This window comes from Streptomyces tardus, assembly GCF_018101125.2.
GTDB lineage: Bacteria > Actinomycetota > Actinomycetes > Streptomycetales > Streptomycetaceae > Streptomyces > Streptomyces tardus.
The window spans coordinates 540,414-554,626 of record NZ_JAELVF020000004.1; the positions used below are offsets into that span (position 1 = coordinate 540,414).

10 protein-coding genes are annotated in these 14,213 nt (G+C 72.9%); 4 read left to right on the forward strand and 6 right to left on the reverse strand.

The features are described 5' to 3' along the window. Positions 1–149: 149 nt before the first annotated feature. The 4 genes from JGS22_RS24885 to xylB form a co-directional block, all read right to left on the reverse strand. The gene (locus JGS22_RS24885) at positions 150–920 is read right to left on the reverse strand and encodes a bestrophin-like domain (RefSeq protein ID WP_211039938.1); all 771 of its coding nucleotides are present in this window, start codon (positions 918–920) and stop codon (positions 150–152) included. A gap of 163 nt (positions 921–1,083) precedes the next feature. Further along, positions 1,084–1,659: a hypothetical protein gene (locus JGS22_RS24890; RefSeq protein WP_211039945.1), complete on the reverse strand. Its 576-nt coding sequence runs from the start codon at positions 1,657–1,659 to the stop codon at positions 1,084–1,086. Positions 1,660–2,043: 384 nt separating this feature from the next. After that, positions 2,044–3,390: an ROK family transcriptional regulator gene (locus JGS22_RS24895; RefSeq protein WP_211039939.1), complete on the reverse strand. Its 1,347-nt coding sequence runs from the start codon at positions 3,388–3,390 to the stop codon at positions 2,044–2,046. Positions 3,391–3,579: 189 nt separating this feature from the next. Next, entirely contained in the window at positions 3,580–5,007 is a 1,428-nt protein-coding gene (xylB, locus tag JGS22_RS24900; protein WP_211039940.1) for a xylulokinase, read from the reverse strand. 132 nt (positions 5,008–5,139) lie between these two features. Here xylB and xylA point away from each other — a divergent pair, with 132 nt between their 5' ends. The 4 genes from xylA (at position 5,140) to JGS22_RS24920 (ending at position 9,406) form a co-directional block, all read left to right on the forward strand. Then, positions 5,140–6,336, forward strand: coding sequence for a xylose isomerase (gene xylA, locus JGS22_RS24905; RefSeq protein ID WP_211039944.1), 1,197 nt, complete (start codon positions 5,140–5,142; stop codon positions 6,334–6,336). 371 nt (positions 6,337–6,707) lie between these two features. Further along, positions 6,708–7,007, forward strand: coding sequence for an SGM_3592 family protein (locus JGS22_RS24910; RefSeq protein ID WP_211043865.1), 300 nt, complete (start codon positions 6,708–6,710; stop codon positions 7,005–7,007). Between the two features lie 442 nt (positions 7,008–7,449). Further along, a complete protein-coding gene (locus JGS22_RS24915) occupies positions 7,450–8,346 on the forward strand; it encodes a septum formation family protein (RefSeq protein WP_216815157.1) in 897 nt (298 codons plus the stop codon). Between the two features lie 262 nt (positions 8,347–8,608). After that, positions 8,609–9,406, forward strand: a complete 798-nt coding sequence (locus JGS22_RS24920) for an SGNH/GDSL hydrolase family protein (protein WP_211041084.1) — start codon at positions 8,609–8,611, stop codon at positions 9,404–9,406. Between the two features lie 263 nt (positions 9,407–9,669). Here JGS22_RS24920 and JGS22_RS24925 read toward each other — a convergent pair whose 3' ends face one another. Together JGS22_RS24925 and JGS22_RS24930 are read right to left on the reverse strand one after the other, a co-directional pair. Then, the gene (locus tag JGS22_RS24925; RefSeq protein WP_211041085.1) at positions 9,670–10,986 is read right to left on the reverse strand and encodes an SWIM zinc finger family protein; all 1,317 of its coding nucleotides are present in this window, start codon (positions 10,984–10,986) and stop codon (positions 9,670–9,672) included. Next, positions 10,983–14,006 (reverse strand): SCO1167/SCO6262 family helicase, encoded by a 3,024-nt coding sequence (locus tag JGS22_RS24930; protein WP_211041086.1) that lies wholly within the window; start codon positions 14,004–14,006, stop codon positions 10,983–10,985. Before JGS22_RS24930 ends, JGS22_RS24925 begins: the two co-directional genes overlap by 4 nt. Positions 14,007–14,213: the final 207 nt, after the last annotated feature.

A 14,213-nucleotide genomic window follows, 5' to 3' on the forward strand; every position in this document is an offset into this window, starting at 1 on the left:
CACGGGCCGAACCCGCTCCCGGCGCAGGGAAGGTGCGGGCCCGGGTGTTCGGGTAGGCGTCCCGCGGTGCCTCGGCGGTCCGTCGCCAGCCGCCCGTTGCGTCGGCCTCCGGTCGCCTCAGCCTCCCGTCATGTCGCCCTCCGGTCGCTTCAGCCGCCCGTCACGTCCGGGAAGAGGGTGTGGAACGCCTCGGCCGGATCTGCCAGCCCACGCGCGTACGGCTCGTCGAAGACCCAGATGAGGAAGAGCAGGAAGGCGATGAGCGCGCTGAAGAGGCCGGCGAGCACCAACTCCCGCGCGGAGCGGCGGATCTGGAGCGCGAAGACCATGCCCACGGTCACCACCGCCCCGACCACCAGACCGAACCAGACCACGGCGGGCAGGGTGGGTTCCACGCTCTGCCCGCGCCCGATCCTGGCCTGTTCGGCCGCGGTGATCTGGTCGACCATGCCCTGGTACGCGTGGGACTGGAGCGTCGTACGCGGCTCGAAACCGCTGACGTGGGAACGCACGGCTGTGATCAACTCGTCGCCGCGTGCGGTGAGTTCACCGTCCTCCACCATCCGGGACCACTCGGTGTCCACGACGTGCTCGACGTAGCGGTCGACGTCGCCGCGGATGTCCTCGCGCACCTGCGCCGGGTAGACCTCGGCACGCGCGCTGACCTCGTGCAGCGCCTGTGCCTCCCGTACGACCAGGTCCTCGGCGGCGTTGCGCTCCTCCCAGACGCCGGCGATGGCCAGTCCGAGGACGATCGCGTAGACGACACCGATCATCATGGTGATGTACTCGATCACGTCCGGGGTCTGGGAGGTGTCCTCCTCGGCGTCGCCCAGCCTGCGTTGACGCAGCAGCGCCACGCTCAGTACGACCGCGCAGGAGGCGGTCATGGCCAGTGCGAGGACAAGCCACTCGGACACGGGGGCTCCTTGTCGGCAGGGGAGTGCGCCGGCGCGGGGGCGCCGGGGCCGGTGCGGCGAAGCGGGTGGCGGATGTGCGGTGCGGCAGCGGCGGTGTGGTGGGCTGCCGGAGGACCGCGGAGCCGCGCAACCCGTCACGGCTGAGGGCGGCTGAGGGCGGGGCTCAGGACGACGACGAGCCGCCGCCGCGTGGTTTGAGCGCGGCGGCAGCCAGCACGGCCGGCGCCAGGATCAGCAGCATCCGCCCCATGAGTGAACTCCCCTGCTGCGCCGGCTTGTTCTCCACCGGTGCGTGCAGCGGTGCGGCAAGCGGTGAGGGCGAGCGGCTCGGCGGGGGAGTGGAGGGCGTGGAGGGCGTGGGGCGGACGGTCGGCCTGCTCGCCGAAGGGGTCGGCGCCGGAGTGGTGGCCGGCGGCGGTTCAGGAGGCGGCGGAGGCGGGGTGAGTGCGGGAGGCGCCGGTGGCGTGGGCGTGGGCGCGGGTGGTGTCGGCGGTGTCGGACGTGGCGGTGTGGGCTCCGGTGGCGCCTGCCGGCAGAGCCGGCCCACGGGCTCACCGCTCAGGGCCCGCTCCATCAGCTCCTTGACGGAGCGGTCCGAGTCGGCGAACGCGCAGGCCTCGTGGGGTGCCGCGAACGCCTGTGGGGCGGAGGTGAGGGCGAGGGCGGCCCCGAACACCGCGCCGGCCAGGAGCGTTCCCGGCCGGATCTGCCGCCCGGCTCGCCTCGCACTTGGGGTCATGTGGCTGACCCTGCTCGGTGCGCCGGCGGTTCATGAGGACGATCGGCACTGTTCGCCGGATCCGGTGAAATCACCGCGGAGAGGTGGGAGTTGACCGTGCGGTGGGTACCTACCCGCCTTTGCGGCGGCCGGCTGAGCAGAACGCGTCGGATCAGCGCTGCTTCCGGTCGCTCGTATCGGCGCCCGATCCGACGCCGCGCGCCCGCGTACGCGCCCTCGCGCTCCGGTGGCTCCGGGAAGGTCGCCGGCTCCGGGTGCGCCTCGCGGCGCGTACGGCTCAACGAGGGCGCCTCAACGAGGGCACCACGACGGGGGCACCACGACGAAGGCACCACGACGGAAACGTCCCAGCCGCCTGTCCGCGCCTCGGCGGGCGACTACGGCTCAGCTCTCCTCGGCGACGAGCGGCCTTCGGGTGGCGGTGCCCAGCGGATCGTCCAGGACGGCCCGTACCACCGCGTGTGCGGCGCCGAGCAGCGGTCCGTCCGCGCCGAGCCGGGCGACCGCGACCACCGATCCTCCCGCTGGGCCGCGTGCCAACTCCTCCTCCAGCGAGGGCAGCAGCCACGGCGCCAACCGGGCCATGGCGCCGCCCAGCACGATCGTCCGCGGATCCAGCAGGCTCGCGGCGCCGCTGAGCGCAACTCCCAGATCGCCGCCCGCCGCCCGCAACGCCCTGAGAACCTGGCGGTCGCCGCTCTCGGCCCGGCGCGCGAGCATCTCCACCCGGCCGCCGGGGCCGGGGTGTTCGGCCAGTGCACGGGCGGGGTCCAATCCCACGGCGCGCAGCACCGCCTCCTCGCCGGCGTACTGCTCCAGGCAGCCGTTCCGGCCACATCCGCAGGGACGACCGCGGCGGCGCACGGGTACGTGCCCCAGCTCGCCGGCGAACCCCCGTGAGCCGCGCAGCAGTTCACCATCGACCAGGACGGCCGCACCGATACCGACCTCCGCCGAGACGTGCAGGATCTCGCCCGGCGTCTCCTGCGAGGTGGCCGGTGCCGGGAGCTCCTCCGGGCTCGCGGCGCGCGGCGCGGCCCCGTCGGGGCCTTCGGTCTCGCCGTCGCCGGGGGACCCGGTCCAGACCTCGGCCCGGGCGCCGAGGCGCGCCTCGTTGTCGACGAAGAAGTACGGCGTCCTGCGCTGGGCGGCCGACAGCCCCAACTCCCGGTCCAGCTCCGCGAACCACGGAGCCAGATCGACGTCCTGCCAGCCCAGGTTGGGGGCGCGGACCACCCGCGTCGTTCTGCGTGCCACCAGGCCCGGAACGGCGACGCAGACGCCCGCGGGCCGCAGCCCCTGTGAGGCCGTTTCCTTGGCCAGCCGCGCGGTCAGACCGGCCAGTCTGCGCAGCACCAGCTCCGGTGAGCTCTCCCGGTTGGCGGCGTCCACGGCCGTGCGCGCCCTCACTCGGCCCCGCAGGTCCACCGCGCAGACCGCGAGGTGGTCGACGCCGATCTCGGCGCCGACCCCGCACGGTCCGCGTTCGCTCAGGCCCAGTACGGTCCCGGGTCGACCGACCGTGCCCGACCGGCCGGGTCCCTGCTCCTCCAGCAGAGCGGCCGTCAGCAGCTCGTCCACCAGCGTCGAGACAGCGGCGCGGGTCAGGCCGATCCTCGCAGCGACGCTCGCCCGGGACGCGGGGCCCGCGTCCGCCACGGCGTACAGGACGGCCGCGAGGTTGCGGCGGCGCATGTCCTGCTGGGTGTGGAGCCTGGGCGCGACGGCCATCGGGTGGCTCCCCTTCCTCGGATTCCATGGGGCGTGCTCGGGCTGTTCGGCGGGTTCGGGTGGCCGACCTGTTCGCTTCGTGGCCCCGGCAAGGCCCGTCGGGCGCCCGTCGGGTGTCGGGCCCGCGGGCGAGCGGTGTTCGCCGAGCGGCCCGCCCGCAGCGTCTGACGACAGGCCGTGGCTCCGCGGTCACTGCCGGCGCAGCAGCGTATCCGCGTCGGCGAGAGTGGTGGCGAGCCGGTCGAGAGTGGCACGGTCGGTCTCCACCGCCGGGTGGTACGGACCGTCGGCCGTGCCCCAGCTGCGCGCCAGCGCCGCGGGGTCTTCGCCGAGCACGAGTCCGGCGGCTTGTGCAGCCGCCCCGAGCGCCACCAACTCCTGCGCGTGCGGCACCTGTACGGGCCTGCCGGACAGTCGGCGCACGGTCTCCCGCCAGGCGGTTCCCCGGGCGCCGCCGCCGATCAGCAGGATCGGGGCGTCGGAGGGGCTGTCCGGGTCGAGGACCAGCTCGACGGCGCGCAGCAGCGCGTAGACCGCGCCGTCGTAGGCGGACTGGAGGATCTGGCCGCCGGTGGTGTCGTGGGTCAGCCCGTACAGCAGGCCACCGGCGTAGGGCAGGGCCGGGGTGCGTTCGCCGTCCAGGAACGGCAGGACCGTCGCGCTGCCGCCGGGCTCCACCTCCTCGCGGCCCCGGCCGAGGAGCGCCGCGATGCGGTCGACCGCCAGCGTGCAGTTGAGGGTGCAGGCGAGTGGCAGCCAGCCGTCGAGCGCGTCCGCGAAGCCCGCGACTGTCCCGGAGGGGTCGACGGGGCGCTGACGGCCGACGGCGTAGACCGTTCCGGAGGTGCCGAGGGAGAGCACCGGTTGGCCCGGGCGCAGTCCCAGACCGAGTGCTGCGGCCATGTTGTCCCCGGTCCCGCCGGCGACCAACGCCCCGGCGGGCACGGGCAGTCCGAGCCCGCCCCGTACGGTCCCCGCGGCCTCGCCGCGGCCCACCACGCGGGGCAGCATCGTCCGGTCCAGGCCGAGATGGGCCAGCACCTCGCTGTCGTAGTCGCCGCTCTCGCTCGACCACCAGCCCGTGCCGGAGACATCGCCGCGGTCGGTGGTCGCCGCGCCGGTGAGGCGGCCCGTCAGGTAGTCGTGCGGCAGCCGCACCGAGGCGGTCCGGGCCACGGACTCCGGCTCGTGCTCCGCCAGCCACAGCCACTTGGAGGCGGTGAAGGAGGGGGCGGGCACCAGTCCGGTGCGCCGGGCCCACGCCTGCGGCCCGCCCAACTCTCCCGCCAGCCGCTCGGCCTGGGGCGCCGAGCGCACGTCGTTCCACAGCAGCGCCGGGCGTACGGGGTCGCCGTTCTCGTCGAGGGTGACCAGACCGTGCTGCTGTCCGGCCACCGAGATCGCGGCGGCGCTCTGCGCATGGGGCCCGCACTGCTCGATCGCCGAGACGAGCGCCCGCCACCACTGCTCCGGATCGCTCTCGTGGGTGGCCCCGACCGTGTGCGCGGCCCGGCCCTGGGCCAGCACCTCGCCGGTCGAGGCGTCCACCGCCAGCGCCTTGGTCGACTGGGTCGAACTGTCGACACCGATGACCACGGGGCCCTGCGGTTCGGCCATGCCTGCTCCTTCTTCTGCCTCTTGTGCCACTTGTGCCGCGACGGAGGCCGTCGCGGGGTTTCCTCAGGATGCCTCGCATACTAATTTGTTAACGCCGATGACGAAATAAGCAGAGAGAAGGGCAGCATGCCGATGGCGACGACGGCAGCACACAGCGACTACGTGCCCGTCCCCGAGGACCGGTTCAGCTTCGGGCTGTGGACGGTGGGATGGCAGGGCAGGGACCCCTTCGGTGAGGCCACGCGGCCCGCGCTCGACGCCGTCGAAGCCGTCCACCGGCTCGCCGAACTCGGCGCCTGGGGCATCACCTTCCACGACGACGACCTGATCCCCTTCGGCGCCTCGCACCAGGAGCGGGAGACGCAGCTCGGCCGCTTCCGCAAGGCGCTGGCCGCCACCGGGCTCACCGTGCCGATGGCAACGACCAACCTCTTCGCCCACCCGGTCTTCAAGGACGGTGCCTTCACCGCGAACGACCGCGATGTGCGCCGCTACGCGCTGCGCAAGACCATGCGCAACATCGACCTGGCAGCCGAGCTGGGCGCGCAGACCTACGTCGCCTGGGGCGGCCGGGAGGGCGCCGAGTCCGGCGCGTCCAAGGACATCCGGCTCGCCCTGGACCGGATGAAGGAGGCCTTCGACCTGCTCGGCGAGTACGTCCACGAGCAGGGCTACCCGCTGCGGTTCGCCGTCGAGCCCAAGCCCAACGAGCCGCGCGGCGACCTGCTGCTGCCGACCGTCGGCCACGCACTGGCGTTCATCGAACGGCTGGAGCGGCCGGAGCTCTTCGGCGTCAACCCCGAGGTCGGCCACGAGCAGATGGCGGGGCTCAACTTCCCGCACGGAGCGGCCCAGGCGCTGTGGGCGGGCAAGCTCTTCCACATCGACCTCAACGGCCAGAACGGGGTGAAGTACGACCAGGACCTGCGCTTCGGAGCCGGGGATCTGCGCGCCGCCTTCTGGCTGGTGGACCTGTTGGAGACCGCCGGCTACACCGGGCCGCGGCACTTCGACTTCAAGCCGCCGAGGACCGAGGACGTCGACGGCGTGTGGCAGTCCGCCGCCGGCTGCATGCGCAACTACCTGATCCTGCGTGACCGCGCAGCCTCCTTCCGGGCCGACCCGGATGTCGTCCAGGCGCTGGCGGACTCCCGGCTCGACCAACTCGCCAGGCCCACGCTGGAGCCCGACGAGACGCCCGCCCAACTCCTCGCCGACACCAGCGCCTTCGAGCAGTTCGACCCGGATGCGGCGGCCGAGCGAGGAATGGCCTTCGAGCGGCTCGACCAGCTCGCGATGGATCACCTGCTGGGTGTCCGGGGCGCGTAGCGACCGGCGGCTGCCGCCGGCGGTACGGGGGCGGGCGGTACGGGCGGTACGAGCCCGTACCGCCCGTACCGCCGTGGCCTTTCGTACCGCCGGCCGGCCTGCCGCCCAGCAGTTCCGTGTTCGCCGTGGGCCGGGGCGCCGAGGTCAGCGAGCCCGCCGCGCGTACCCGGATGCTGCCGGTCCTGCCACCTGCTCGTCACTCCCTTCGAAGCCACCCGAGATAGTTTGTTGCTCTCAGCAACTGTACGGGCGGGGGCGGTGGGGACGCGGGCGCCGCGGACCGTGTAGGCCCCCTCTGTGGCGGGAACCATCACGGTGCGCCACACGTTGAAACAGTGTGCGGAAGCCGTGATCGGCGACGGGAGGCTGGAGTGGGCACCGAGCCGCGAGACCAGGGCGACGATGAGAGCTCCGGCGGTGCCGGGGGCAGAGGCGACAGCGCCGACTGGGACGATCTGGTTCTGGACGAGAACTTCATCCGGGGCGCCGAGGTCAGCGAGCCCGCCGCGCGTACCCGGATGCTGCAGGAGCGTTGGCGGAATCAGCCTCCCGAGCCCCAGCCCTGGCGAGCCGACGAGCCGCCCGCGGGCTGGTTCTTCAGCAAGAGCAGACGCAAGGCCCGCAAGACGCGCGGAAGGCGCCGCTGGAGGCGTCGTAAGGACGAGGACTGAGCCCTGAGGGTTCGCTTCGGTTCGCGGTCCTGGGTTGTCGAGGCTCTGCCGCTTCGTCCTGGGGCGGGTGGGAGTCGCTTCGTTGCGTTGCCGGGCCGGTTCGGTCGTTCACCGTCGCCTCGGCGTTACAGGATGCGGCGAACGCTGCGTGCGGTGGGGTGCCTGCGCCCAGCGCTGCTGTTCCGCCGCTGTCCCGTGCACGAGCCCCGTGCAACCGCGTCCGGGCGCCGCGAAGGGACGGCCGCGGTCCAGCGGCGCCGCGGCGCGGGCAATCGGCACGAATGCCAACAAATCGATGTGCGGGGCCCGTTCGTCGCCGTGCGGTCAGAGCCGGAAGCGTCCCGGAGCCTGCTCCACAAGATCCACCGATGATGACACTCTTGTAGCAGAGCTGTGAGGACCTCGATTCCTGCGCCCGTTGGGAACATGACAGAGTTGGCGCATGACGATTCCACCCCCAGGTCAGCAGCCCCCGGCCGGTGGCCCGCCGGGCCCCGGCGGCTTCGGCCCGCCCCAAGGTTATGGATACCCCGGCCCGCCGCAGCCGGGCGGTTTCGGCCCACCCGGCCCGCAGGTGCCGCCCGGCCCGCCCGGCGGTGGCCAGGGTGGTTTCGGTCCGCCGCCGGGCGGCGGCCAGGGCGGCGGTTACGGCCCTCCCGGCCCTCCCGGCCCGCCGTCCGGCGGTTGGCAGCAACCTCCCTCCGGTGGTGACGGCAGCAACCGCAAGGCGGTGATCATCGCCCTGGTTTCGGTGGTGGTCGCGGGTGCGCTGATCATCGGCGGCGCCTTCCTGCTCACCGGTAGTGACGGCGACAAGGACGACGAGTCGAAGAACTCGCCCTCCGCGACGGCGACCAGCGAGTCGCCCACCCCGACTCCCAGCGAGTCGGAGACGGATGACGAGGAGTCGGACGAGCCCTGGGTCGACCCCTCCGAGACCGAGACGGACCTGCCGGACTTCGATCCGGAGGACCGCCCGACCCCGAGCACCGGGCCCCGGCCCGCGTACCAGCTCAAGGTCGGTGAGTGCTTCGACATGTCGGAGAGCCAGGAGGGCTACAACGAGAAGCTCGGCTGCTCCAAGTCGCACGACGGCGAGGTCGTCCACCGCGAGAAGCTGAAGGAGAAGGAGTACGCCTCCGACTCCGCGCTCCAGACGGAGGCGAACAGCATCTGCAAGAGCAAGCTCGAGGCCAAGGCGCGCAAGCAGGCCGCCGGTACCAAGTTCCGTACCCTCTCGCAGTTCCCGAAGCGCACCGGCTACCTGACGGGGCTGCGCACGGTCACGTGCAGCCTGGTGGCCGAGGAGGGCGAGAAGCTCAGCTCGAAGCTGAACTAGGCACGCCAAGGCGGTTGTCGGGCCTGGGGCGTCGGCGCTGACGGTGCGTGGAATCTCATTCCCGCAGTCGCACGGAGCGACGCGGGCAGATGGGGCGGGTGAGGTCACCTCACCCGCCCCATTGGTGTGCAAGAGGATCAATCAGCCCAATCCCAGGGGTCGTTGCACGGAACAACCGGCAGTACTACTTCTCGAAACCGCTGGTTGTTGCTAGAACAAGGGACCACAGCAGTTCTTCTTGACCCCCCACAAGGGAGATCCTGTGCGACCCTCCAGATTCATCAAGGCAACCGCGGTCTTCGCGGCGCTCGTCACGCTGCCACTGGCGAGCAGCGGCACCGCGCTCGCGGACGAGCGTGCGGCCGAGTCCTACGTCGCCGTCGGCGACTCCTACTCCTCGGGCGTGGGCGCGGGCGACTACCAGGACAGCGGCTGCAAGCGCAGCAACAACGCGTACCCCGTGCTGTGGAGCAACGCCAACTCGCCCAGCTCCTTCGACTTCACCGCCTGCTCCGGCGCGACGACCGACGACGTCGTCAACAACCAGCTGGGCCCACTCAGCGGCAGCACCAGCCTGGTCAGCATCAGTGCGGGCGGCAACGACGCCGGGTTCGCCGGCGTCATGACCACCTGCGTCCTGCAGGGCGAGAGCGCCTGCATCAGCGCCGCGGAGGAGGCCCGCGGCTACATCAACAACACGCTGCCCGGGAAGCTCGACACGGCCTACAACGCGATCAGCGCCAAGGCGCCGAACGCCAAGGTCGTCGTGCTCGGCTACTCGCGCCTCTACGAGCTCAACGGCAGCTGCTCCGTCGGCATCAGCGAGGCCGCCCGCGCGGCGCTCAACAAGGTGGCCGACGAGCTGAACGAGGTCACCAACAAGCGTGCCGCCGACCACGGTTTCAGCTTCGGTGACGTGCGCTCGTCCTTCACCGGCCACGAGATCTGCTCCAGCGACTCCTGGCTGCACAGCGTGACCTTCCCGCTGGGCGACTCCTACCACCCGACCGCCGCCGGCCAGTCCGGTGGCTACCTGCCGGTGTTCAAGTCGGCGGTCTGACCGGGAACGTCCGCACAGCGGCGCGGCGGGCGCCCACACGGTGAACCCGCCCTCCGCCACACGGCGTTGAAGTGCCCCGCGACCGGCTCCATGCGGTCGCGGGGCACTTGCGTGTTCTGCCGAAAGCGGCAGAGGGCGGAGTCGGCCGCCGGCTCGGACCAGCGCACCCGACCTGCACCCGACCACCGCACGTAGCCGCCGGAGCCCGCGGGTCACTCGCCACGCCCTGCGAGCCCCCGACTCCCCGCGGGCCACGACTGGGGTCAGTACGGCCGGAGGCCGTCGAGCTCGGCGAGCAGCACCGCCGGATCGTGGCCGGCGGGCCCGCTGAGGAGCCAGCGTTCCCCGTCCCACCGAAGGGGCCACCAGCGGCCGTCGGCCCCACAGCGGAGCTGGACCCCCGCCCCACGGAGAGTCCAGCGGTTGCCCTCCTCGCTGAACTCCGGCATCCGCTCGCCCTCGCCCCACGCCGAGACCAACCTGCTGCGTGCGCGCGCGAGTTGCGCCTCATCGGCCTCCTGCGCGGAGTCCTCCTGCACGCGCAACCCGTCCCGGCCGCCGACCCGCCACGCGTGTACCGCCGTCGCGAACGCAGGCCCGTCGAAACCTCCCTCCGCGAGAATCCTCCGCCGCACCGCATCGGTGCACACCGGGCGTGCCGCGAGCCGCACCGCGTCCTCCCGCATCTCGACCGCAGGCGACGGCGCGCTTGTCGCATGGTCGGGGGAGAGCGCCTCCGTCAGCGCCTCACGAGCCCGCCGGGCGGCGTCCCACACCAGCAGTCCGAGGGCGTCGACATCCAGCCCGGGCGCCGACGGCCCCTCCCGGCGTGCCCACTCGGGCAGCTCCGCGGACTCCCGCACGGCGTCCGGGGGCGCGGGCATCTCCCAGGGCGCCGTACGCGCGTAGGCCTCGGCCGCGGGAACGGTGCCGAACTCGCCGACCGCGCGGGGGCTCGACTCCCGTTCCTCCGTGGAGAGTTCACCCGTCGCCCGGGCGAAGCCCAGCTCGCGCAGCTCCGCCAGGATCCTGTGCTCGCCCCGGCCCAGAAGCAGCAGCAGGATCATCGGATCCTCGTCCAGCAGCCGGGCGAGCTGGTAGCAGACCGCCGCGGTGTGCGTGCAGTGGTCCCACTCGCCGCAGTCGCAGCTGGGCTGGAGATCGCCCATACCGGGCAGCAGCTGGACCTGTACGGCGTCGGCCTCCTCCACCAGTTCCGGCGGCAGCTCCCCGTCGAGCAGCGCGGCCAAATGCCCGGCGGTGCGCGAGATGACCTCGAGCAGCCGCTCCCAGGCGGCGTCGTCCAGCCGGGGCGCCAGCACATCGGCGCGGTGGACCTCGCCGCCCGACTCGCGCACCATCGCGGTGATCCGGCCGGGACGCACCGCGACGGCGCCCACCGCACCCGACCTCGCGTACCGTCGGCCCTTGCGCAACTGACCCGAGTCCAGGGCCGATTCCTCCAGGGCGCGCTGCCACGCGGCGCCCCACGGGGTACGGGCGAAGCCCCGGGTGCGCACCGGTGCGAGCGCCTCGAAGACCCGCTCGACCTCCGTCTCCTGCGTGCCGTCCTCACTCACCCGTGGGCTCCCTTCAGGCTGACCAGCTCCGCCAGCTCACGGTCGTTCAGCTCGGTCAGGGCGGCCTCGCCCGACTCCAGAACCGAATCGGACAGCGCCTGTTTGCGCGCGAGCAGCGCCGCGATGCGGTCCTCGACGGTGCCCTCGGTGATCAACCGGTGGACCTGCACCGGGCGTTGCTGCCCGATACGGTGTGCGCGGTCGGTGGCCTGGGCCTCCACGGCCGGGTTCCACCAGCGGTCGAAGTGGATCACATGCTCTGCCCGGGTCAGGTTGAGACCGGTGCCGGCGGCCTTGAGCGACAGCAGGAAGACCGGCGCCCGGCCCTCCTGGAAATCGCGCACCAGCTGTTCCCGGCGGCGTACCGGCGTTCCGCCGTGCAGCAGCAGCCCGGGCACGCCGCGCTCGGCGAGGTGCCGCTCCAGCAGCCGTGCGAGCTGGACGTACTGGGTGAAGACCAGTACGGAGGCGTCCTCGGCCAGCAGCGTGTCCAGCAGCTCGTCGAACAGCTCCCACTTGCCGGACCTCCCGACCAGAACCGGATCCTCCTCCTTCAGGAACTGTGCCGGGTGGTTGCAGATCTGCTTGAGCGAGGTGAGCAGCTTGATCACCAGTCCGCGTCTGGCCGGCCCGTCCGCGCCGGCGACCTCTGCCAGGCCCTCGCGCACGGTCGCCTCGTAGAGCGCGGCCTGCTCGCGGGTGAGCGAGACGGCCCGGTCGGTCTCCGTCTTGGGCGGCAGCTCCGGCGCCACGCCCGGGTCGCTCTTGCGTCGGCGCAGCAGGAACGGCCGTACCAGACGACCGAGTTGGTCCGCTGCCGCGGCGCTGTCGGGATGCTCAGCCCCGGCCTCGACGAGGTCCGCCCAGCGACGGCGGAAGGCGGTGAGACCGCCGAGGAGCCCCGGCGTCGCCCAGTCCAGGATCGCCCACAGCTCGGTGAGGTTGTTCTCCACCGGGGTCCCGGTCAGCGCCACCCGGGAGCGTGCCGGAACAGTGCGCAACGCTTTGGCGGTCGCGGAGAACGGGTTCTTCACGTGCTGCGCCTCGTCGGCCGCGACCAGCCCCCAGTCGGTGGCGTCCGCGAGCTTCGCCGCGTCCAGGCGCATCGTCCCGTAGGTGGTCAGCACGAACTCGTCCGCGGCCAGCCGGTCCAGGCTGCGCCCCGGGCCGTGGAAGCGCCGTACGGGCGTGCCGGGGGCGAAGCGCTCGATCTCGCGCTGCCAGTTGCCGAGCAGTGAGGCGGGGCAGACGACCAGCGTCGGGCCCGCAGCGCCGTCGGCGAGGGACTGACGGTGCAGATGGAAGGCGATCAGAGTGATCGTCTTGCCCAGGCCCATGTCGTCGGCGAGGCAGCAGCCGAGCCCCCACGAGGTCAGCTGGTGCAGCCAGTTCAGGCCGCGCAGCTGGTAGTCGCGCAACGACGCCCGGAGGAGGTCCGGTTGGGGTACGGGCGGAGCCTCCTCGGGCGACCGGCCCAACTGCTCCCGCAGCTGGGCCGGCCAGCCGCGTGCGGTCACCTCCACCCGCTCGCCGCCGTTCTCCACCTCGCCACTGAGCAGACCGCGCAGCGCCTCGACGGGGGCCACCGAGTGGGCCTTGCGCTCCGCAGCCCGGCGCACCTCCCGCGGATCCAGCAGCACCCACTGGTCGCGCAGCCGTACCAGCGGCCGATCCGCCTCGGCGAGACGGTCCAACTCGGCCCGGGTCAGCTCCAGATCACCCACCGCGAAGCGCCAGTCGAAGCTCAGCAGCGCGTCGGGCCCGAGCAGCGAGGGCATCGCCGACTCCGGGCCCGCTCGGCGGCCCCGGTCGTCGTCGGGGCCCACCACCGCGCGGGTGGTCAGCCGTCGCACCAGGCCCTTGGGCCAGTGCACCCGCATCCCCGCAGCCGTCAGCGCCGCCGTGACCGACGGCGCGAGGAGACCGGCCAGATCCTCGGGGCCGAGTTCCACGCCGTCCGGCACCGTGGCGGCGAGCAGCGGCGACAGCGGCTCCCACACCGCTGCGGCGCGACGCAGCGCGACCAGCACCTCTGGCTGGGCACGGGTCCCGAAGGTGCGCAGCGCGGGGCCGCCCGCCAGCCACAGCTCACGTGCGTCCACCACCACCGAGGGGTCGGAGACGCTGTGCACCTGGAGGACCGCGCTCATCCCGTGGGCCGCAGGAGCGCCGGGCCCCCTCGCTTTCACGGCGGAGCTGTCCGCCCTGCCCCGTGCTCCGTCTGCTCCGTCTGCTCCGTCTGTTCCGTCTGTTCCGTCTGTTCCCGGGGCGCCGAGCAGGGCAGGTGCCTCGATGCGCAGGGAGAGGCGCACCGCGTTGTCGTGGCGTGCCACCACCTCTTCCGCCCACTGCCGCACCGCGGGCGCCCTGCGTACGGCGGGGGAGGCGTAGGCGGGGGAACCCACGGCGAGAGCGGCGGCGGGGGTGCGCGGCAGCCCGTCGGCCACGGCAGCAAGGAACTGTCGCAGCAGCGACTCGGGCTCTGCCAGCTCGACCGCCCCGCCGTCGGCGAGGTCGCGGTCGTTCTCGGGCGTCACGGGGACGGCGTGTGCGAACGGCGGCATGGTCTGCGCGAGTTCCTGGACGCGGCGGAGGTCCTCGGGGTCGAGCGGGGCGAGCCGCCAGACGTCGTGGTCCTCGGCGTCGATCGCGGGCAGCAGCCGTCCGCGCGCGGCGAGTTGGAGCGCGAGAACGGCCGCCGCGCCCCAGTGGGCCGCTGCGGGATGCGCGCCGGACAGGGAGCCGGCCGCCGCAGCTCGGGCTCTGGTCAGCACCGGTACCGCCGCCGCCACCGGCATCCGCAGGGCCGACGTCTCCCGCACCACGATCCCACCCGTGCCGTCCGGGAGGGCCACGGCGAGCGGCGGAGTGCCGCCCATCGCCCCCACCTCCGCGGGCAGCTCCCCGTCCGGATGCCAGAAGGCGATCTGCGAGGTGCGCGGTGGATCGCCGGGCAGCAGTACGGCCGCACACTGAGCGAGAGCGGTGATCTGGGCGGGGGTGGCCCGGGGCGACGACACGGCGCTTCGACTCTCCTCAAATTTGACTATCAGGGGCGCGGGTCGCCGAGGGTACAGCAGCGGACGACGTGAATCACATGGCGTCCTCTCCGCTCCGACCAGGGATTTCTGCGCAGACGGGCCAGGGGCGCTCAGGAGGGGTCGGCCGCCGTGATGCGGGAGCCTCCGGAAGCCGGGAGGTCACGGTCGTGATTCGGTGGGCGCGAC

Coding starts and splice junctions, on each gene's coding strand:
- xylA (WP_211039944.1), top strand. CDS start 5,140: ATGGCGACGACGGCAGCACACAGCGACTACGTGCCCGTCCCCGAGGAC.
- JGS22_RS24890 (WP_211039945.1), bottom strand. CDS start 1,659: ATGACCCCAAGTGCGAGGCGAGCCGGGCGGCAGATCCGGCCGGGAACG.
- JGS22_RS24915 (WP_216815157.1), top strand. CDS start 7,450: ATGACGATTCCACCCCCAGGTCAGCAGCCCCCGGCCGGTGGCCCGCCG.
- xylB (WP_211039940.1), bottom strand. CDS start 5,007: ATGGCCGAACCGCAGGGCCCCGTGGTCATCGGTGTCGACAGTTCGACC.
- JGS22_RS24895 (WP_211039939.1), bottom strand. CDS start 3,390: ATGGCCGTCGCGCCCAGGCTCCACACCCAGCAGGACATGCGCCGCCGC.